A 21,341-nucleotide genomic window follows, 5' to 3' on the forward strand; every position below is an offset into this window, starting at 1 on the left:
CGATTAAAAGCCATATTATTCGATGTAGAATACTAAATAATGTCATGTGTAGTTATTATATACGTTATGTAGATTAATAGCCACGCCATTTATGAGAACATTTATAGGTTCTATATTTTGTTTACTTTTATTTATAACACATGTAGCTGCCCAAAATTCTGCAGATTGTAGAACCGCTATTCCCGTATGTGCCGATCAGCCAATTATGGGTATTGCCGGTGGTACGGGAGATGTAGATGACTTTGATCCAGAAGTAATTCGTCAAACAGGTTGTTTGGAAAAAGGGAGTCTTACTTCTGCCAATATTGAACACAATACTTCATGGTTTGTTTTTAGGGCCGGTACAGGTGGTCAAGTAGGGTTTGATATAGAAGCATTACCTACAAACGGAAGTGGTACCCCTACGGCAGAATGGGATTTTGCCGTATTTGGCCCAGATGTGGATTGTGGTGATATAAGCAATGGTACAGCAGAACCCATACGATGTAATTATGAAGTCAATGATACACGGTTTACCGGTTTAGGGGTAAACCCTGAAAATGGTCAAGAGGGAGCGCCTTCGTTGACCGGTAGCCAGAATACATATGATGAGTATTTAGACGTTCAGCCTGGTGAGATATATTATATCTTAATCAACAATTTTGCCGATAATTTTACGGGAGAACCAGAACCTTTTATGTTGACCTTTACAGGTAACTCGGTAAATGCCAACCAAGACACAGCATTGGATTGTACTTTACGTGATGAGTTTTTAGGATTGGACATTGTTGCTTGTGAAGGTGATGATGATATTACCCTTAGTGCATTGAATTCTCCCGCTGGTGCTGCCATACAAAATGTAGAATGGTCAGTAGATTATGAAGATGATGGTATTATTGATGACACGCTAACAGGTTCTGGTGATTTCCAGGGAGAATTGGTGGTGGTTAGTCCAAATTCCGGAAGGTATTTTGCTACGGTATATGCAGATACCTCTTCTGGCGGTCCTGCTACATATAGTGACGATAGTGGGGTACTCATTACGTTTTTTGGAACTCCTATTCTAGATCGTGTAGAAACCTTGGATACCAATTTGTCCGTTGACCCGGATCAAAACAATGTTGAATTTATCGTTGATGGAAATGGAGATTATGAATATGCCATAAATAATGGTGAGTTTCAGGACGAGGCCATTTTTATGAACGTACCCCCAGGCTTAAATACGGTTATTATCAATGATAAAAATGGTTGTGGAATTACAGAGCCATTGGAATTTTTGGTTGTAGGTTATCCAAAATTTTTTACGCCTAATGGGGACGGCGTCAATGATGATTGGAATATTAAGGGAATTGAAACGTTGACCAACCCGGTAGTATTTGTGTTTGATAGATATGGAAAATTATTAAAACAATTAGGTGCTGCCAATAGCTGGGACGGAACCTTTAACGGTAGGCCCATGCCTGCTACGGACTATTGGTTTAGATTTGAATATGGTGAGACAGATGAAGGTCTGCTTGTTGCCAAAACCAGAAAAACCCATTTTACATTAAAACGTTAGAGCAATAGAATAGAAAAGGGTCATCAATTTTGATGACCCTTTCTTTTTTATACTAGTTTATACCGTTAAAAATTAATGGTATAAGTGAGTGTTGCATTTGTATTTATTCTGTCAATTGTTGCAGGGGTTGTTAAACCAGCATCGAACAAGCGCTCATCAATATCTTGCTGAGAACGACTTATGGCAAAATCTAATCTACTGCCACCAAAATTATATCCTATACCACCAGAAATGGCATTTAAATCTCCAATAGTGTTGCCATTTGCGTAAGGACTTTGCTCAAAACGATAGCCTGCTCTTAAGCTAACTTGTTGAATACGGTACTCTCCACCTAGTCTAAAGGTAGAAACCGACCCTAGATCACTTGCAATTTGTGAATTTACTGTTTGAAAGCTAGGGTCGCTGGTAGGTCGTAATTCAGTATTTGAAAAATCTTGAAATCCATAATCAAAACTCAATAAACCATTCTTTGCAAAAACCATAGCTAAACTACCGGTAAGTTTGCTTGGAGTTTTTACAGTATACGTTTCAAATACATTTATAATATTAAAATTGATAAAATTAATGTCAGAATCCGCCAAATCAGAATTGATACGTTGTGAAAAATCCTCGTTTAAACGATACCAGGTGGGGGATTGATAACTGGCCCCTAATCGTAAGTAATCGTTAAGCTTGGCTATTGCTCCTAGGTTAAATGAGAAACCATTTCCTTCAGTATCTAAAAAGCTATCAAATGTTGTATTTTGTATTTCTGAGTCGCTATCATAGCCATTTTCCGTGAACTGGTCATATCTCGTATACAGAATATTGTGAAAGTTCAGGGAAGCTCCCAAATATATGTTTTCCTTGAACTGAGAACCCATGTTCAAGGTGAATTTACTGTTATATCCGGTGGTTCTTCTAATGAAGTCTTGGTTTACCGAGCTATATGAGGCATTGCTCACGTAATCAGTATTTGCATCATCATCGTTTAAAGGATCCAGTAGACCTCCATAATATCCTAAAAAGGCTTGCTGGTCACTAAATCCTTGGCTGGCACCTATATCTAGATAGGCGTCCTCCAAAAATTCTCCTTCCTGTAAAAGTATGGAGCCAAATGGGGTTCCTTGTGCGTAATTTAAAAAATAGTTGTCTATTCCTTGGGTGCTGTTTCCAGAAGCCCTGAATTCATTATCAAAATTATTGACAACATCATAATTAAAAGCTAAAGAGAATTTTTGCCAGTCAGAATTTTGATCGGTACTTCTAAAAACAAAAGCTCCACCAATTTGGTTCAATTCCAAGTTATTGGTTTTTGTACCGGACATCGTTCCAAAATAATTGGTTTCGTTATCTACGTTATAGGAAGTACCTGATATTGTAAATAAGCTATTGTTGAAAACTGCAGAGCCTGCTGGGTTAATGTTCAATGCGGACAGATCGCCCCCGAGCGCCCCAAAAGCTCCGCCCATTGCTTGAAATCTAGCGGTACCTTGAAGATTTTCACTACTATAGCGTAGGGCTTCATTTATGTTTTGAGCATTACCAATGGCGCATAACAGTATGGTAATGAAAGTGATATATCTTTTCATAGCGTTTTTTTAAATTGTAAATGAATGTGATTAATTTCTCCTTCCGCCACTTCTACTAGATGATGAAGATCCTGATGAACGAGAGCTACTTCCACTTGAACTTCTCATAGAACCAGAACTTCTTGAACTGCTTCCGCTAGAACTTCTCATGGTCCCGGAACTTGATCTGCTGTTTCCGGAACTACGGTATGAGCTATTGGAAGAACGTCCTGTAGAATAATTTCCAGAACTTCTGTAGGATGATGTTCTTGGAGTGGCCACTCTACTGCTGGTCCTTGAAGTACCGTTGTAATACCTACTACTTGTACTAGTATTTCGAGAAGAACTGTACCTTGGTACGGCCCTAGTACTTCTACTGGTTCTATAGGCTCTGTTCTGGTCTACGCCAACTGTTCTTCTTGAGGTGGTATTACCGGAATATGTTCTTGAACTACGTGTATTGGCAGAACTACGTGCTGTAGCGGTACGGGAGGTGGTAGACCTATATCTAGGAGAATTTCCTCTTGTATTTACGTTTGATCTACCTCTTAAAGCTGTTGCTCTTGTATTGATATTGCTTCTTGTATAATTACCACGTCTTGTATTATTTACAGCATAGCTTCTGTTTACAAACCTGTGGTTTCTATTGTAATATCTATTTCCGTAGCCATAACCATAGTTATAATAAGGGTAATTCCAACCAAAACCAATGCCTGCGTATCCATAGCCAAATCCTCCATAGTTCCAATAATTCCATCTATTCCACCTATTCCATCCCCATGGGTTATTCCATCCGTAACCATAATATGGTCCAAAACCGTAATTCCAGCCCCAAAGTGGACTTGCCCAACCAAAACCGGCAACTCCCCAATTGTTCCATCCATTATCATAAAAATTTATGCTGACATTGGTGGCATTATCACCCCAACCACCATAACCTTGATAGTCGTTCTCAGTTGAATAATAATCTGTCAATTGATCGTCTTGAAGATCTTGTGTATTTGCCGTAGACGAATAAGAGTCTACATCTGTAAAAATTTCACTATCCAATATTTCATTGTATTGTGATGCTTTTTCACCAAAATAGGCACTGTAGGTACTATTTTCTTCATTTGTTGCTTGTTCAGGTTTTCTTTCTACCGTTCTAGGAGCATCATCAGAATAAATACCATCATTATCATAGTAAGAGGCCTGCTGATAAGATCCGCATGAAGCGGCTAACAAGGCCAGACCTAGCAGCATTGTTATATTACGAATTTTGTTGTGGGGTATTGAATATATCATCGGATCAAAATTATATTGTTGAACATATTAAAAATAACTAGTTTTACCCAATTATTTTATTCTAATATTCACAAAATTTGTGCCAAACTCCAGATAATGAGTAAAAATTTAACTAAGAGAAGTGATGATTATTCCAAATGGTATAACGAATTAGTAGTAAAGGCAGATCTTGCTGAAAACTCTGGTGTTAGAGGGTGTATGGTAATAAAGCCATACGGTTATGGTATATGGGAAAAAATGCAAGCTGGTTTGGACAAGATGTTCAAGGAAACCGGTCATGAGAATGCCTATTTTCCTTTATTTATTCCAAAATCTTATTTTAGTAGAGAAGCTAGCCACGTAGAAGGTTTTGCAAAGGAATGTGCCGTGGTTACCCATTATAGATTGAAAAATGCCGATGACGGTAGTGGTGTGGTTGTAGATCCAGAAGCTAAATTGGAAGAGGAGTTGATTGTAAGGCCAACATCCGAAACCATTATATGGGATACGTATAGAAAGTGGATTCAAAGTTATAGGGATTTACCTTTATTGGTGAATCAATGGGCAAATGTGGTGCGATGGGAAATGCGTACCAGATTATTCTTAAGAACCTCTGAATTTTTATGGCAGGAGGGTCACACGGCGCATGCTACGGAGCAAGAAGCCATTGCCGAAGCGGAACAAATGATGAACGTTTATGCCGATTTTGCGGAAAACCATATGGCCGTTCCTGTAATTAAGGGAACAAAAACAGAAAGTGAACGGTTTGCAGGTGCTTTGGAAACCTATTGTATTGAGGCACTAATGCAGGACGGGAAAGCTTTGCAGGCAGGTACATCGCACTTTTTAGGTCAAAATTTCGCTAAGGCCTTTGATGTTAAGTTTGCAACCAAAGAAGGTGGCAAGGAATATGTTTGGGCAACATCTTGGGGGGTTTCCACAAGATTAATGGGGGCATTGATCATGACCCATAGTGATGATAACGGATTGGTCATTCCTCCAAAATTGGCCCCAATTCAAGTTGTTATCGTTCCTATTTATAAAGGTCTTGACCAGTTGGATCTAATTTCTGAAAAAGTTGCTCCATTGGTTAAGGAGTTACGTTCAAAAGGGGTGTCGGTAAAATTTGATAATAGGGATACCCACAAACCGGGATTTAAGTTTAACGAGTATGAATTACGTGGAGTACCGGTAAGATTGGCCGTAGGACCAAGGGACTTGGAAAACGGTACTTTTGAGGTAGCACGTAGAGATACGTTGCAAAAAGAAATTGTTTCAGCGGAAGATGTCGTGGCCAAGGTTGAGTTTTTATTGGATGATATACAGAAAAATCTATATCAAAAAGCCTTGGATTACCGTACAGAGCATATTACAAAAGTTGATTCATATGATGAGTTTAAAAAGGTCTTAAAGGAAAAAGGAGGTTTTATTTCCGCTCATTGGGACGGCTCCAAAGAAACTGAAGAGCGTATTAAAAATGAAACCAAAGCAACAATAAGGTGTATTCCTATTGATGCTATTGCTGAAGATGGTGTATGTATAGTAACCGGTAAGCCATCTACAAAAAGGGTGTTATTTGCCAAAGCATATTAATTTTTTTAAAAAATAATATGTAGGTGTTGTGATAGTAAAAAATATTTGTATTTTTGCATCCGCAATTGCACAAAGTATGGTCCGTTCGTCTAGGGGTTAGGACGCCAGGTTTTCATCCTGGTAACAGGGGTTCGATTCCCCTACGGACTACTAAGCATTTTTGGATTTGTTTCCTTAATTGCTATTTTTAAGTTCAAGTATTGATTATGGTCCGTTCGTCTAGGGGTTAGGACGCCAGGTTTTCATCCTGGTAACAGGGGTTCGATTCCCCTACGGACTACTAAAAAACATTTTCAGGATTTTAATAAATCCTATAAACAAATTATAGAGATAAAATGGCAAATCACAAGTCAGCGTTAAAGAGAATCAGAAGAAACGAAGCGGTACGTTTACGTAACAAATATCAGCACAAAACAATGCGTAACGCATTGAGAAAATTACGTGCAGAAGAAGATAAGAAAACGGCTGAAACTTTGTTTCCTACTGTAGTTAGTATGATCGATCGTTTGGCTAAGCGTAATATTATCCATGATAATAAAGCGGCCAATTTAAAAAGTAAACTAGCTAAGCACGTAGCTGCTTTGTAATACAGTATTTAAAAATTTTAGAAAGCCTTCCTGATTCAGGAAGGCTTTTTTGCGTTGTATACTAATAAGACCAAGATTCTTGAGGTAGAGATTTATTGCCATCCATATTTTGGCGTTGCTCTTTTCATTGCCATGAAACCGATTATAAAACAGGTGTACATTGCGGCAATAGTCGCGTAGTGTAGATTGCTTAAACCATAGTTAATATATACATCGTAATGAAAAGATAGTAGGTACATGGTAATAGGGTAGCAACTGTAGAAAATAATTAAACCAATACTTATCCAAAATAATAAGGTGCCAATAAGGTGGCTACTTGGCACTTTGGAGGTCAAATCCTTTAAATAAGAAAGGGTGCAAAATAAAAGTATTAGGGAACCAAAAATGATAGCATAGTTTTGTGGTGCCGTATAAAAATCCTGAAACCATAGGTTAATTAAACAAACAATTAAAAATACAACGCCACCATATTTAATTATTGCTTTTTGTGTTGTGCTTGATAGTAATTCATAAAACACATAAAAAAAGTATAAATAAAAAATGATATCAAAAATGTTGAAAATTACCGTATTGTAGTTGTAAAATTCCTTTCTGTAAATGAGCTGAATGTCATCAACATCACGAACGATCATACCAAGTAATTCCGATAGTAATGTGTATGTAAAAAGTATTGGTAAATACTTCAATACAGAATTAAAATATCGTGGATATCTAGCTATAGATAACACTAAGGCCGTAACATAAAATATAAAGTAATAGTTGCTTAAGAGGTAATCCAATAGGTTTTAGCGCTTATTTTGGTTCATATATCATTGATTATTACCTAAATGCTAGTTTTCTACTTTTTAAGAAGCCAAATATGAAAAGGCTATACATAACAACAATTAATACGTTTAGTATGGAGCGTAATTCATATTGTACCCAAATCTCATATTGAGTATAGCCAATAACATATATTACAGGAAAAATAGAATAAAATATAAGTAAGGCCAAGCTTACCCAAAACATGAGGTTATGGACTTGTAAAATATCTTCGTCCAATTCTTTTTTGTCCTTAAAATAAAATATAATACAGGTAACCAATAACCAAGAACTTATGGCCAATGCATAATATAAATTGGTTTCTAATGGATTTTGGAAAAATGTACTAACAATATATGCGGTTAAAAAGATAATAAAGAATGATATAATATAATTTTTATAACGTTTATTGCGGATTAGTTGCCAATATACGTGATAAAAAAAAGCAAAGAATATCAAGGCATATATATTATAGATTACATCATTGAAGTTGCTGTATTTCACATTTTGAAAGAAGGATATTTCATCATATGTCCGCACTAAATACCCTAAAACTTCATTGAAAAAAGTATAGGCAATAATTATTGGAAAGTATTTTAATGCAGTGTCATAATATTTTTTGTATGATGCTAGCGAAACAAATAATGTTATCGCATATACCAACATATAATAATTATCCTTAATAAAAGACATAAGCGGCATGCATGGAATAAATTAGAAATCTGTTTTTGGTGGAGGTCCGCCCTGTCCAAAGTTCAATGCTAAACTTTTGCTCTCCTGTAAGTTAGAATTTAAGGAAAAATTTGGCATTATACCGGCTTGTGCTTTCTCAGAAGTGGTTACAAAACCAATTTTATCCATAGTACCATCTTTCCAATCCCTTATTAATTGAGCATTTCCATTTGCGCCAATAAAAAAACCGTAATTAATACCGCCCTTGTCCAATGTGGGAACCATGAAGATTGAATTTTGTCTTTTATGAATTACCTTTTTTCCGTTTGGAAACTTATCCGTATTGGGGTAATTAGCAAAGTATAACCTTAATTTGGTTACTTTTTTAACCCCAGCATTTTTAGCTTCTTGATCAATATATTCAATATATTGTTTAATGGTATCATAATCAAAATCAACAAATCTTCCGGCAGTAAAATCTTCGCCTTCAATTCTTTGTTGTTCATAAGGCTCTATAAGTTGTACCCTGTGTTTGGTATAATTGTCATAAATAACATCGGCCTCGTTTAAGGAAATAATATTAGATGGAGCCTCTACGATAGGGGGTACTGGCTTATCTTTTTTTGATTCTTGATTACAACTTACTATAAATAGTAATAGTAGTGTGCATAAAATAGGTAAGGTAACTGAGCTTGGTCTTTTCATTTTTCGGAAATTAAGGTTATTAATGAGAAAAATTGTTAAAAGACTGGGGGAGGTTCTTTTAGTAATAGGTTAAAGATATTAAAAAAAGTAAGGAGTGGAATTTAAAAAGGAACTAAGTGATTTAGATGATAGCATAAAAAAAAGCCCAATTTCCTGAGAAACGGGGCTTTATAATATTTTAATGACGTTTTTATTGATTCATTGTCATTAAAAACTCTTCATTATTCTTGGTCTGTTTAAAACGCTGTTCAATAAATTCCATTGCTTCCACCGGATTCATATCAGCAAGATATTTACGCATGATCCACATACGTTGTAAAGTGTTTTCATCCAATAACATGTCATCTCTACGTGTACTTGAGGAGGTAAGGTCAATGGCAGGGAAAATTCTTCTATTCGCAATTTTACGATCTAACTGAAGCTCCATATTACCAGTTCCTTTAAACTCTTCAAAAATAACTTCATCCATTTTAGAACCGGTTTCGGTTAAAGCTGTTGCAATTATGGAAAGTGATCCGCCACCTTCAATATTACGGGCGGCACCAAAAAAGCGTTTTGGCTTGTGAAGGGCATTGGCATCAACACCACCACTTAATACTTTACCGGACGCTGGTTGCACCGTATTATATGCTCTTGCCAAACGTGTAATTGAGTCAAGTAGGATAACGACATCATGCCCACATTCTACTAAACGCTTAGCTTTTTCCAACACAATATTGGCAACGCGCACATGTTCTGTTGGTTCTTTGTCAAAAGTAGAAGCAACCACCTCACCACGTACATTTCGTTGCATGTCTGTAACTTCCTCTGGACGTTCGTCTATCAATAATATAATCTGATAAACCTCTGGATGATTTGCGGCAATACCATTGGCTATATCCTTTAATAGCATGGTTTTACCAGATTTTGGTTGAGATACGATCATACCCCTTTGTCCTTTACCTATTGGAGAGAACAAATCTATAATACGTGTAGATATGGTGCTTTGACGTTCCGCTAAATTAAATTTCTCTTGCGGAAACAAAGGTGTTAAATGCTCAAAAGATACCCGATCACGTACTACTTGGGGATCAATACCATTAATTTTGTTGACCTTGATCAACGGAAAATATTTTTCACCTTCTTTTGGTGGTCGTACATTGCCCAGTACGGTATCTCCTGTTTTTAGACCAAAAAGCCTTATCTGGGACTGTGATACATAAATATCATCTGGTGACGAAAGATAATTATAGTCAGAAGAACGTAAAAAACCGTAGCCATCTTGCATAATATCAAGCACCCCTTCACTAGCGATGATTGAATCAAATTCATATTCTGGTTCTTTATATCTATTCTTAAGGTCTTTGTCAAAATTACTTTTATCGTGCTGTGCCCTAGGATTTGGTTTTTTGTTCTGATTGTTCTGGGAAGAATTCTTCTGGTAATCCTTTTTATTGTTGGCAGCTTTTGGTCTTGGTCTAGGCCTAGGCTTGGGAGTCTCCGTATTTTCTTTAGGATTCTTCTCCGCAACCTCTGTGCTTTTCGTAGCCTCTTCTCTTGTGTTCGTGTTGGTCTTAGATTCTTTGGTTGCGTCTTTTGAAACACGGGGTCTAGGCCTTGGTTTTGGCTTAGGTTTTGGTTTTTCTTCAGTTGACGGGCTGTCTTCTTTTTTTTCGGTCTTTGCGGGTGCTATGGCCGCGGCGACTTTAGGGTTGGCAGCTTGTAAGTCTAAAATCTGGTAGACTAAATCTAATTTTTTTAAAGTTTTGAATTTTGGAACTTTAAGTCCTTTAGCTATTTCCTGAAGCTCAGGTAGCTTTTTTGATTTTAAATCTGAAATCTCAAACATTAAATAGTAGAATAAATTAAAAGTAATTTGTATTGTAAGAAGTATATTATAATTTAGGGTAATCTCAAGGAATGTTTTCCTTATTGGTAGGCGTTATAACATGATAACGAAGCAATATTACAAATTATTTTGAATAAAAGGGTCATAATTTTTGAAAAGACCTGTATTTTTGCAGTGTAATGTGGTAATAAATTTATGATTCAGAGAATACAGAGTGTTTTTTTGTTAATTGTCGCCATTCTTACCGGGGTGTTGCCCTTCTTTTTAAATCTTTGGGTAGATATAGATGGTAAAGAGGTATTCGCCAATAATGAAATGATAATTTCCATATCATTTTATGCTAGCGCCGTTCTGGCAATATGGGCTTTAGTAAGTTTTAAGAATAGAAAAAATCAGTTTGTAATTAACAGGCTAAATATAATATTGAACGTTATTTTATTAGGATTTTTTGTTTACCGATCACTAAACTTATCCGGAGAAGCTTCGGTTTCTGAGAAGGGTATTGGGATGCTGATTCCAGTATTTTCTGTCGTTTTTTTGGTCCTTGCTAATAGGGCTATAAAGAAGGATGAAGATCTTGTAAAATCTGTTGATCGTTTGCGTTAAACCTAACATCTTAGTAGTATTAGTGCGTAAAACCCGGGGTAGTTTCCGGGTTTTTTTATTGGCTAAATTAGCGTTTGCCCAACTCAATTATTTCTAGGTCCTTGATATCTTCCTTATCTATAACAAAACGGAGCATAGTACGTACTTGATGAAAACCATGCTTGCCACATGCACCAGGGTTCATATGAAGTGTTCCTATTTTTTTATCCCACATCACCTTTAGTATATGGGAATGGCCACTTATAAAAATTTTTGGTGGATTTTTCTTTATTAAATCCCGTGTTCTAACATTATACTTTGGAGGATACCCACCAATATGTGTAATCCAAACATCAACATCTTCACAGAAAAACCTATTGTTTTCTGGAAACTCTTTTTGGATGATATGGTCATCTATATTTCCATGCACACCTCTTAAAGGTTTTATATTACTTATAGCATCCGTAACGGTAAGTGACCCTATGTCTCCCGCATGCCAAACTTCATCAGCCCATTCTACATGTTTAAGAATGGCCTGATCTATATAGGAGTGTGTGTCAGAAAGTAATAGGATTTTGGTCATTGCTATATTTCTTGAAAATATCCGGCGGTATTATTGCCAATTGATTACTGTAAAGGTGATGGTCTAATTGTCATTAAATCTATCCTTTTTAATACCTTTACGAAATACAAAATTACCACATCCTTTTGAGATTCTTCATTCAATTTTCATACTATGGAAAAGCGTACCACGGTTGGCAAAACCAACCCAATGCAATAACGGTCCAAGAAGTTTTGGAAAAAGCCATGACAACTATTTTAAACCAGCCAGTTGCACTTACAGGAGCCGGGAGAACCGATGCCGGTGTACATGCCAAAGAAATGTTTGCCCATTTTGATGTTGAAGACCTAACGGGTATACCCAATTTTATTTTTAGGTTGAATTCATTACTCCCCGTAGATATTGCGGTAAAAGATATATTTAAGGTTCTAGATGATGCTCATGCAAGGTTTAATGCCCTTTCTAGAACTTATGAATATCATATTACCAAGGCTAAGGATCCGTTTATGCATAATACCGCTCATTATATAAAAAAAGAGTTGAACATTGAAGACATGAACAGGGCAGCTTTATTATTGATCGGCAAGAAAGATTTTGAGTGTTTCTCCAAGTCCAATACGGAAGTTTTTACCAATATATGTGATTTAACATATGCCAAGTGGGAGGTAAACCAGGATCATCTAATCTTTACCATAACTGCTGATCGGTTTTTAAGAAATATGGTACGTGCAATTGTCGGTACCCTTATCAATGTTGGTGTTGGAAAATATGGTCCTAACTATGTTAATACCATATTAAAAAGTAAGGATCGGTCCAAGGCCGGGGTTTCTGTACCGGCAAAAGGTTTATATTTGACTTCTATTGTGTACCCCAATACTATTTTAAAGAATGGATAAGGATTCTGGCAAAGCATTTGACACTCGTCTTTTTAAACGCTTAATGGCCTATACCCAACCGTACAAGATTACGTTTTATGGGGTTGCTATTGCAGCTATTTTGTTATCCGGTTTTGCGGTTCTTACTCCTCTAATCGTAAAAAAAATTATCGATGACGCCATAAAGCAAGGAAATGAGCAGATGTTGTTGTATTTAATTATTGCAATGTTGTCCGTATTAATTGGGCAGGTAGTAAGTCAATTAGCTTTTAATTATTATGCAAATTGGTTGGGAGAATCTGTCATCAAGGATATACGTATAGACCTTTTTAAAAAAATGCTTGGGTTTAGAATGAAGTATTTTGATAATTCTTCATTGGGTGTTTTAGTAACCAGGGCGGTAGCAGATATGCAGCGTATTGGGGAAATATTCAGTCAAGGTTTTTTTGTGATTGTTGCGGATCTTTTAAAAATGGCGGTTGCGGCTGTGGTTATGATTGTCATTAATTGGAAACTGGCGCTCATAGTATTTTCTTTATTACCTATAATTTTATATGCCACCAGATTGTTCCAAAAGGCAATGAAGGTAGCTTTTACCGAGGTTAGGGCAGAAGTATCTAACTTAAATTCGTTTGTGCAGGAACGACTAACGGGTATGAAGATCGTACAGTTGTTTACAAGGGAGCAAATTGAAAGTGATAAGTTTAGAAAAATCAATGAAAAACATAAAAAGGCGTGGCTAAAAACGGTTTGGTATAATTCAATTTTCTTTCCTATTGCTGAAATTGTTTCTTCTATTACCGTTGGTCTGATCGTTTGGTATGGTGGATTACAAAATGTTGCGAATATAAGCACGGATATTGCAGGCACCGTATTTGCTTTTATCATGCTTATAGATTTATTGTTTAGGCCACTTCGTCAAATAGCGGATAAGTTCAATACGCTGCAGATGGGTATGGTGGCTGCCAATAGGGTTTTTAAAATTTTGGATACGGATAGCCAAATTGAGGATATAGGTACTATTGAAAAAGAAGAGGTTAAGGGAAATATTAAATTTGATAATGTGCATTTTGGTTATTTGGAGGATGAAGAGGTATTGCATGGTATTTCTTTTGAGGTAAAGGCAGGTGAAACTATTGCTATAGTTGGCGCCACTGGAGCGGGTAAGAGTACGATTATTAATTTATTGAACCGTTTTTATGAAATAAATTCAGGAACTATTTCAATTGATGGTATTGATATTAAAGCATATGATCTTGCCTCGTTACGTTCCCATATTGCCATAGTTTTGCAGGATGTCTTTTTGTTCGCAGATACTATTGCCAATAATATTTCCTTGAAGAACGCATCTATTGGTGTGGAAGATATTGAGAAGGCTGCCAAAGCTATAGGCGTAGATGAGTTTATTTCCAGTCTACCAGGGGGCTATCAATATAATGTAAAGGAAAGGGGAACCATGCTATCTAGCGGTCAGCGACAGTTAATTGCCTTTTTACGGGCTTACGTAAGTAACCCTAGTATTTTAATATTGGACGAAGCTACATCTTCTGTAGATACTTATAGCGAGCAATTAATTCAATTGGCTACTGATAAGATTACCCAGGGCAGAACCTCTATTGTCATTGCACACCGTTTGGCCACGATTAAAAAAGCCGATAAGATTATTGTTATGGATGCCGGGAATATTGTAGAAACGGGTACCCATAAAGAACTTTTGAAAAAGAAGGGGTATTATAGTAATTTATATGAAGCTCAGTTCTTGGTAGAGGAAGTTGCCTAAACCTCCTTCAAGGTAATAACCTGTATAGCTTAAAAATATTTAAATTAAATCTTGTTTTAACATGGTCCCTAAATGCGTTAGTGAGTCATAGGATACAAATTCACCATTTTTTATATAGGAAATTAATCCGGTTTCCTCACTGACCACCAAGCACAATGCATCGGTTTTTTCACTGATACCTACTGCGGCCCTGTGTCTTAAACCAAAACGTAAAGGAATATTACGTTCATTAGATACCGGTAGGATAACTCTTGTTGCCACCACATAATTGCCCGAAATTACAGCAGCCCCATCATGTAACGTACTGTTCTTGTAAAATATACTTTCTAAAATGGGCTGGTTAATTTCAATATTCATGCGGTCTCCTGTAGATTTAATAAATTCTAGCGAGTTACTGCGTTCAATGACTAAAATAGCCCCTGTTTTTGAGTTTGCCATTTTTTCACAGGCCTTAAGGATGGAGTCTACATCAGTATCGGTAGATATACCCTCTTGTTTCAAGAATTTGAAATGTTTTACAAAATTCCTTTTATTGGCAAAATTCGTGGACCCAATCATCAATAGAAATTTTCGTATTTCTTGTTGAAAAACAATGATCAGGGCTATGAGTCCTACTTGCATGAATGCACCCACCATACTACTAATCATTTGCATGTCCAATAATTCTGTCAATTTCCAGAATGCCCAGACAATAACAATTCCTATAAAAATATTAATTGCTACAGAGCCTCTAACCAGCTTGTAAATGTAATAGAGTAGCACGGCAACAAATATGATGTCCAGGACATCCGTAATCTTAAAGTCAATAAAATTTAAAAAATCCAATAAGTACCGTTTTAGTAAAATTAAGAAATTAGATTGCAAGAATTCAATATAAACTTAGGCATTTAATTGCTCATATAACTTTATGCATTCCCAAGCTTCCTTTACATCATGCACCCGCAATATTTTGGCTCCTTTTTGCAGGCACACCATATGCAGGGCCGTGGTGCCATTCAAAGCTTGATCCGCCTTTGTATTCAACGTTTTGTAAATCATTGATTTTCTGCTTAGGCCTGCCAATATGGGGTGTTCTGTTATTTGTAAAAGTTCTAAATGATTTAATAGCTCAAAGTTTTGCGATATATTTTTAGCGAAACCGAACCCCGGATCAATAATAATATCCTTGATTCCTAATGATTTTGCAATGTCTAGTCGTTCAGAAAAAAAAGATAGTACATCCTTTACCAGGTCCGTGTATGTGGTATGTTGTTGCATATCTTGTGGGGTGCCCCGCATATGCATCATTATGTAAGGTACGTGTAAACTGGCTACCGTTTTAAGCATATCCTCATCTTGCATTCCGGCAGAAATATCATTGATTATGGCCGCACCGTGTGTTATGCAGGTTTTGGCAGCTTTGCTTCTAAACGTGTCAATTGATAATAAGGTATCTGGAAAATTCTTCAAGACCAAATCAACAATGGGGACAATGCGCTGTAATTCTATAGACTGATCAACTTCTGCAGCTCCGGGTCTTGTGCTATAAGCGCCTAGGTCTATAAACGTTGCACCTTCTCTAAGCATTTTTTCAACTTGATGTAATACATCACGATCATCGGTGTATTTTCCGCCATCAAAAAAAGAATCTGGGGTTATATTTAAGATACCCATTATTTTGGGCTGTTCCAGTGAAATTAATTTACCCTTACAATTTATGGTCATTATCAATATTTAATAGGATTTTGTGCCATTTTCCAAGTTTAAACCTTCAATCTTGATGGTTACAAATATTTAAGCGAAATTTACACAAATTAGATAGAAATACATGCTAGAAACAGCAAAGGAATACGATCAGGTAATTCAGGTTTGCATGAATCTGTACCAGAAAAAAATGACGGATTATGGTAGTGCATGGCGAATTTTAAGATTACCATCGTTAACCGACCAAATTTTTATAAAAGCACAACGCATACGTGGCCTTCAGGAAAATGATGTCCGTAAGGTAGATGAGGGTGAACGCTCAGAATTTATTGGCATTATTAATTATGCAGTTATGGCGTTGATCCAGTTGGAGCTTGGTGTTGCGGATCAACCTGATCTAGATACCGAAAAAGCGGTTGCTTTGTATACGAAACATATTCAGATTACCAAGCAACTGATGCTGGATAAAAATCATGATTATGGAGAGGCTTGGCGAGATATGCGGGTTAGTTCATTGACAGACCTAATTCTTCAAAAATTATTACGGGTTAAACAAATAGAGGATAATAAAGGCGAAACCTTGGTAAGTGAAGGTATAGATGCCAATTATCAGGATATGATCAATTATGCCGTATTTGCACTTATACACTTAGGTTTGGAAAAATAAATCAATAACTATGAAATATTTGGTAGGAGTTATACGCATTTTTGTTGGTATACTATTTATAATTAGTGGATTTATTAAGCTGAACGACCCGGTAGGTTTTTCCTTTAAGTTAGAAGAATATTTTAGCCAAGGTGTTCTTGATCTTCCTTTTTTGACCCCTTTTGCATTGGCAATTTCTATTTGTGTGGTTATCGTTGAGGTCATGGTAGGTGTTATGCTTATTCTTGGTTACAAGAGAAAGTTAACGTTATGGACACTACTGGCTATGATAGTTTTCTTCACCTTCCTAACATTTTATTCAGCTTACTTTAATAAGGTTACGGATTGTGGTTGCTTTGGCGATGCTATAAAATTGACACCGTGGGAATCGTTTACAAAAGATGTGGTGCTATTGATATTGATCCTAGTCTTATATGCTGGTAGAAAATATATAACTCCGCTAGTAAATTCCAAAATGACATTTACGTTTCTGGGCGCTGCTTTAATAGCTTGTATTGGATATGTTTATTATGTTTTAAACCATTTACCTGTAATAGATTTTAGACCTTATGAAATAGGTAAGAATATTGAAGAGGGTATGAGCACACCAGAAGATGCGCCCAAGGCTATTTTTGAATATAAATGGAAGTTCAATGTAAACGGCAATGAAGAAATACATATAACCAATGGCGATTATCCTACCGTTAATGGCGAGTTTATTGATGTAGAGACAGAAGAAATACAAGCTGGTTATGAACCGCCTGTTCATGATTTTACAATAGAACAAGAAGGAGAGGACTTTGCCGGAACTTTATTGCAAGAACCAAAATTGGTTATGGTTATTGCTTATGATCTTAGAAAGTCTAACCTTGAAGTTTTTAAGGATGTAAAAACAGTTACTGATAGGGCATTACAAGCAGGTTATAAGGTAATTGGGATGTCTGCTTCCGGCCCTGACCAAACAGATGCCTTGGCGCTCGAATATAACTTGGGTTTTGATTTTTATTTTACTGATGAAACAACATTAAAGACCATTGTAAGGTCTAACCCAGGGGTATTGGTATTGGAAAAAGGGACTATTATGCAAAAAGTTCATTATAACGACTTGGAGCATTTAAAGTTTGATTAAAGATTAAAAAGCGAATTAATATAATTAGAATTAATAAAAAATGAGAGCAAAAATAGTAGCGGGAAATTGGAAAATGAATAAAAATTTAGCGGAAACTGAAGCCCTTTTGGCAGAATTATCCGCAAAATTACCGGATACCAATGCAGAAGTTATGGTGGCACCAACCTATGTAAATTTATCAAATGCCGTACGTGCTCTTGATGGTTCTAAAATAGAAACTATCGCACAAAATATGCATTATGCGGAAAGTGGTGCTTTTACAGGCGAAATATCTGCAGATATGTTATTGAATATTGGTATTGATACCGTAATCATTGGTCATTCTGAAAGAAGGGCCTATTTCATGGAGAGTGATGAGATTTTAAGAAAAAAGGTAACCACTGCACTACAAAAAGGCATGCGTGTAATGTTCTGCTTTGGTGAAGAATTGGAAGACCGTAAATCTGGTAACCATTTTAAATTGGTAGAAAGCCAGTTGAAAAATGTTCTTTTTAATCTTGAGCCTTCGGCATGGACAAATATTGTTTTAGCATATGAACCGGTTTGGGCTATTGGTACAGGAGAAACCGCTTCTCCGGAGCAAGCACAAGAAATGCATGCTTTTATACGTAAAACTATTGCAGAGGCCTTTGATAGTACTATAGCTACCAATGTTACTATATTGTATGGTGGTAGTGTTAAACCAGGTAATGCCGAGGAAATTTTTTCTAAGCCAGATGTGGACGGTGGTCTAATTGGTGGAGCATCATTGGTTGCCGATGATTTTGTGGCAATCATCAAGGCCATATAATTGAATAGTCCGCTAAATGTTGACATGAGCAATATTATTTATTTAGAATACCGTTTTACGGTGCAACCTCCAGAACCAGCTTCAGATATACTTATAGCCCAATTGGGTGAAGTTGGTTTTGAGAGTTTTGTAGAAGAGGATGATGCGGTTTTGGCATACATTCAAAAAACGGAATGGAATGAAAATATCCTAAAGGATGTTACTATTCTTGACCATCCTAATTTTGAGATTAACTATACCCATAAAGAAATAGCGCAAGAAAATTGGAATGCTACCTGGGAACAGAATTTTCAGCCAATAATTGTTGATGAGGTGTGTATGATCAGGGCGCCATTTCATGATTCCATAGACGTAGCGTATGATATCGTTATTGAGCCAAAAATGAGTTTTGGTACAGGACATCATGAAACTACCCATATGATGTTGCAACATATTCTGAATTTGGATGTAAAGGGTAAAACAGTTTTAGATATGGGCTGTGGTACTGGAGTATTGGCCATATTAAGCGCTATGCGCGGTGCAACGACCGTAGATGCAATTGATATTGATAATTGGTGCTACCTAAATACAAAAGAAAATGTAGCGCGTAATAAAATGGAGTTTATTTCTGTCTTTGAAGGGGATGTACTGTTATTAAATGATAAAAAGTACGACTTAATTATTGCAAATATCAACAGAAACATTTTGTTGGCAGATATACCTGCATATGCTAACGCTTTACATAAAAACGGTATTTTATTATTAAGTGGTTTTTATACGGATGACCTTAATATGATTACGGAAAAATGTAAAGAGCATTCGTTAAAATTTGAAAAAAATCTGGAACGGAATAATTGGGTTGCCGCAAAATATGTAAATTAGAACGTATTAATTTTATTGAGATGAGTATAAAAGAAGAAATTTCCGAAGAACTACTTTTAGAAGAAGAAACGGTTCAGCAAAATGAAATCGTTCTTTTTAATGATGAGGTCAATACCTTTGATCACGTAATAAATACCTTGATCTCTGTTTGTGAACATTCGCCGGAGCAAGCGGAACAGTGCTCGTTAATTGTTCATTACAAAGGAAAATGTACCGTTAAAACAGGCGAGTTTGAAGAATTAAAGCCACAATGCTCTGGTTTGCTGCAAGCGGGGCTCAGTGCAGAAATTGTTTAGATTAATGTTGGTGAATTAACTGTTGCATCCTTTTCCAAACAGAATTCGAAAAAAGTTGCAATTTTCCATTATTCTAAATACTGGCAAAACAAATCTATATCACATTATTATAAAAAAAGACAAAACCCTTCATTTGAAGGGTTTTGTCTTTTTTTAAATTGAATTAAAATTAATTTATAGGGTATTATACCAATGGTACACCATTTAATCTTTTTTCAATTTTTTTCTTTTTCACGGTAACGTCTTTCATGACATCCATTAAATTAGGATCCTTTGTCTCCTTATATATCTCATTAATGCTTAAAATAAGTGCTTTTGCCTCTCTTGACGCTTCTACTCGGTCACTAGTAGACATATTACTCATTTTGCGACCTATAAACTCCTGAGCTTTTTCAAGTAACTCCATTTGCTGTTTTTTTTCAAAGTTAACATAAAATTCAAATTACGCAATTCTTTGTCAATTGTATATACTTATAGAGCAATTAGATAATAGTATTTGTGAACATTTTAACTAAAATGGGCTAAATACATCGAATATGAGATCAAAATGTTACTTGTAAATCTTTTTTAAAATTTATTTTGTTTCATTTATGCTGTTTTTTGTTCCTTGAGAAATAAATTTAGTAATATGTACTTAGATATTAAATTATAGTTAGAATCGAGCATAAAATTTAATCTTAAATATATTTTTTAGATTAAATAGTTGTCGATTCTTTAGGATCTATTATATTCGTGTAATCGATTGCATAAAAAGATAATATGACAAATTACGAATTTAGATATGCCGCTCATCCTGTTGATAGTAGAGCATATGGAACAGATGAATTAAGAAAGGAATTCCTAATACCCAAACTATTTGTCAAGGATAGTGTACAGCTTACATATTCTATGTATGATAGATATATTGTTGGTGGTGTTATGCCAGTTGATAAGGCGGTAAAATTAGAAACGGTACCTTATCTAAAATCTGAACATTTTCTTGATCGCAGAGAGCTTGGAGTGGTAAATGTTGGTGGAAAGGGAAAAATAACGGTAGATGGAGCATCTTATGAGCTTTCTAAAAAAGAGGCATTATATGTAGGTCAAGGTGCTAAGGATGTAATTTTTGAAGCTACAGATGGGGAGCAGCCATTATTTTATATTAATTCAGCTCCGGCTCATAAAAGTTTTCCTACTAAAAAGGTTGGTGCAGATGAGGCTGAAGTAATTCAATTGGGAGATGAGAAATATGCGAACAAGAGAATACTGAACAAATTAATTGTAAATAGTATTGTTGAAACCTGTCAATTACAAATGGGGCTAACTGAGCTTTTGCCCGGTAATGTATGGAATACAATGCCGGCACATACCCATAATAGAAGAATGGAGGCATACTTTTATTTTGATGTGGAAGAAGGTCAAACGGTCTGTCATTTTATGGGTGAACCTCAGCATACAAGACACATTTTCATGGAAAACCACCAGGCGGTACTATCGCCAGAATGGTCCATTCATTCCGGTTCGGGTACTTGCGCATATTCTTTTATTTGGGGTATGGCAGGAGAAAATTTAGATTATGGCGATATGGATGTTTGTGCGCCAAATGAATTAAGATAAAT

The 21,341-nt window shown here is 36.0% G+C and carries 22 protein-coding genes and 2 tRNA genes; 14 read left to right on the top strand and 10 right to left on the bottom strand.

The features are described 5' to 3' along the window. Positions 1-91: 91 nt before the first annotated feature. Complete coding sequence (locus ABVM52_RS12495; RefSeq protein WP_405380975.1) at positions 92-1,537, top strand: T9SS type B sorting domain-containing protein; 1,446 nt, start codon at positions 92-94, stop codon at positions 1,535-1,537. Between the two features lie 65 nt (positions 1,538-1,602). Here the strand turns inward: ABVM52_RS12495 and ABVM52_RS12500 are convergent, their stop codons facing one another. Next, the gene (locus ABVM52_RS12500) at positions 1,603-3,108 is read right to left on the bottom strand and encodes an OmpP1/FadL family transporter (protein ID WP_405380977.1); all 1,506 of its coding nucleotides are present in this window, start codon (positions 3,106-3,108) and stop codon (positions 1,603-1,605) included. 30 nt (positions 3,109-3,138) lie between these two features. After that, complete coding sequence (locus ABVM52_RS12505; protein ID WP_405380979.1) at positions 3,139-4,329, bottom strand: hypothetical protein; 1,191 nt, start codon at positions 4,327-4,329, stop codon at positions 3,139-3,141. 138 nt (positions 4,330-4,467) lie between these two features. Here ABVM52_RS12505 and proS point away from each other — a divergent pair, with 138 nt between their 5' ends. The 4 genes from proS to rpsT all read left to right on the top strand — a co-directional run bounded on the left by proS (position 4,468) and on the right by rpsT (position 6,530). Further along, the gene (gene proS / locus ABVM52_RS12510; protein ID WP_405380981.1) at positions 4,468-5,943 is read left to right on the top strand and encodes a proline--tRNA ligase; all 1,476 of its coding nucleotides are present in this window, start codon (positions 4,468-4,470) and stop codon (positions 5,941-5,943) included. 78 nt (positions 5,944-6,021) lie between these two features. Further along, a tRNA-Glu gene (locus ABVM52_RS12515) sits at positions 6,022-6,093 on the top strand. Between the two features lie 58 nt (positions 6,094-6,151). Further along, positions 6,152-6,223, top strand: a tRNA-Glu gene (locus ABVM52_RS12520). A 55-nt stretch (positions 6,224-6,278) separates the two neighbouring features. Then, a complete protein-coding gene (gene rpsT / locus ABVM52_RS12525) occupies positions 6,279-6,530 on the top strand; it encodes a 30S ribosomal protein S20 (RefSeq protein WP_405380983.1) in 252 nt (83 codons plus the stop codon). A 92-nt stretch (positions 6,531-6,622) separates the two neighbouring features. Here the strand turns inward: rpsT and ABVM52_RS12530 are convergent, their stop codons facing one another. The 4 genes from ABVM52_RS12530 to rho all read right to left on the bottom strand — a co-directional run bounded on the left by ABVM52_RS12530 (position 6,623) and on the right by rho (position 10,536). Beyond that, entirely contained in the window at positions 6,623-7,216 is a 594-nt protein-coding gene (locus tag ABVM52_RS12530) for a hypothetical protein (protein WP_405380985.1), read from the bottom strand. Positions 7,217-7,349: 133 nt separating this feature from the next. Continuing rightward, on the bottom strand, positions 7,350-8,024 hold the full coding sequence (locus ABVM52_RS12535) for a hypothetical protein (RefSeq protein WP_405380987.1): 675 nt from the start codon (positions 8,022-8,024) through the stop codon (positions 7,350-7,352). Between the two features lie 21 nt (positions 8,025-8,045). After that, the gene (locus tag ABVM52_RS12540) at positions 8,046-8,708 is read right to left on the bottom strand and encodes a hypothetical protein (RefSeq protein ID WP_405380988.1); all 663 of its coding nucleotides are present in this window, start codon (positions 8,706-8,708) and stop codon (positions 8,046-8,048) included. Between the two features lie 190 nt (positions 8,709-8,898). Next, entirely contained in the window at positions 8,899-10,536 is a 1,638-nt protein-coding gene (gene rho / locus ABVM52_RS12545) for a transcription termination factor Rho (RefSeq protein ID WP_405380990.1), read from the bottom strand. 195 nt (positions 10,537-10,731) lie between these two features. On the opposite strand from rho, the gene ABVM52_RS12550 reads away from it, so the two are divergent. Further along, complete coding sequence (locus tag ABVM52_RS12550) at positions 10,732-11,142, top strand: DUF4293 domain-containing protein (RefSeq protein ID WP_405380992.1); 411 nt, start codon at positions 10,732-10,734, stop codon at positions 11,140-11,142. Positions 11,143-11,209: 67 nt separating this feature from the next. Here the strand turns inward: ABVM52_RS12550 and ABVM52_RS12555 are convergent, their stop codons facing one another. Next, the gene (locus ABVM52_RS12555; RefSeq protein WP_405380994.1) at positions 11,210-11,704 is read right to left on the bottom strand and encodes a metallophosphoesterase family protein; all 495 of its coding nucleotides are present in this window, start codon (positions 11,702-11,704) and stop codon (positions 11,210-11,212) included. Between the two features lie 125 nt (positions 11,705-11,829). Between ABVM52_RS12555 and truA the strand changes: the two genes are divergently transcribed. Continuing rightward, entirely contained in the window at positions 11,830-12,579 is a 750-nt protein-coding gene (truA, locus tag ABVM52_RS12560) for a tRNA pseudouridine(38-40) synthase TruA (protein WP_405380996.1), read from the top strand. Next, positions 12,572-14,338, top strand: coding sequence for an ABC transporter ATP-binding protein (locus ABVM52_RS12565; protein WP_405380998.1), 1,767 nt, complete (start codon positions 12,572-12,574; stop codon positions 14,336-14,338). Before truA ends, ABVM52_RS12565 begins: the two co-directional genes overlap by 8 nt. 39 nt (positions 14,339-14,377) lie before the next feature. Here the strand turns inward: ABVM52_RS12565 and cdaA are convergent, their stop codons facing one another. Together cdaA and folP are read right to left on the bottom strand one after the other, a co-directional pair. Continuing rightward, positions 14,378-15,163, bottom strand: coding sequence for a diadenylate cyclase CdaA (gene cdaA / locus ABVM52_RS12570; protein WP_405381000.1), 786 nt, complete (start codon positions 15,161-15,163; stop codon positions 14,378-14,380). 54 nt (positions 15,164-15,217) lie between these two features. Further along, the gene (gene folP / locus ABVM52_RS12575) at positions 15,218-16,042 is read right to left on the bottom strand and encodes a dihydropteroate synthase (RefSeq protein WP_405381002.1); all 825 of its coding nucleotides are present in this window, start codon (positions 16,040-16,042) and stop codon (positions 15,218-15,220) included. A gap of 103 nt (positions 16,043-16,145) precedes the next feature. Between folP and ABVM52_RS12580 the strand changes: the two genes are divergently transcribed. From ABVM52_RS12580 to ABVM52_RS12600, 5 genes are read left to right on the top strand one after another with little or no spacing between them, the layout of a single operon-like run. Further along, a complete protein-coding gene (locus ABVM52_RS12580) occupies positions 16,146-16,688 on the top strand; it encodes a DUF1599 domain-containing protein (RefSeq protein WP_405381004.1) in 543 nt (180 codons plus the stop codon). 10 nt (positions 16,689-16,698) lie between these two features. Further along, entirely contained in the window at positions 16,699-17,796 is a 1,098-nt protein-coding gene (locus ABVM52_RS12585) for a BT_3928 family protein (RefSeq protein ID WP_405381006.1), read from the top strand. Positions 17,797-17,836: 40 nt separating this feature from the next. Beyond that, entirely contained in the window at positions 17,837-18,586 is a 750-nt protein-coding gene (tpiA, locus tag ABVM52_RS12590; RefSeq protein WP_405381008.1) for a triose-phosphate isomerase, read from the top strand. A 24-nt stretch (positions 18,587-18,610) separates the two neighbouring features. Continuing rightward, complete coding sequence (gene prmA / locus ABVM52_RS12595; protein WP_405381010.1) at positions 18,611-19,447, top strand: 50S ribosomal protein L11 methyltransferase; 837 nt, start codon at positions 18,611-18,613, stop codon at positions 19,445-19,447. Positions 19,448-19,467: 20 nt separating this feature from the next. Next, on the top strand, positions 19,468-19,743 hold the full coding sequence (locus tag ABVM52_RS12600) for an ATP-dependent Clp protease adaptor ClpS (protein ID WP_405381011.1): 276 nt from the start codon (positions 19,468-19,470) through the stop codon (positions 19,741-19,743). A 184-nt stretch (positions 19,744-19,927) separates the two neighbouring features. Here ABVM52_RS12600 and ABVM52_RS12605 read toward each other — a convergent pair whose 3' ends face one another. After that, a complete protein-coding gene (locus tag ABVM52_RS12605; protein ID WP_339837989.1) occupies positions 19,928-20,149 on the bottom strand; it encodes a hypothetical protein in 222 nt (73 codons plus the stop codon). A gap of 353 nt (positions 20,150-20,502) precedes the next feature. Here ABVM52_RS12605 and kduI point away from each other — a divergent pair, with 353 nt between their 5' ends. Further along, complete coding sequence (gene kduI, locus ABVM52_RS12610; RefSeq protein ID WP_405381014.1) at positions 20,503-21,339, top strand: 5-dehydro-4-deoxy-D-glucuronate isomerase; 837 nt, start codon at positions 20,503-20,505, stop codon at positions 21,337-21,339. Positions 21,340-21,341: the final 2 nt, after the last annotated feature.

Origin of the sequence: Maribacter sp. LLG6340-A2 (assembly GCF_045057105.1) — a bacterium.
In the GTDB taxonomy this organism is placed as follows: domain Bacteria; phylum Bacteroidota; class Bacteroidia; order Flavobacteriales; family Flavobacteriaceae; genus Maribacter.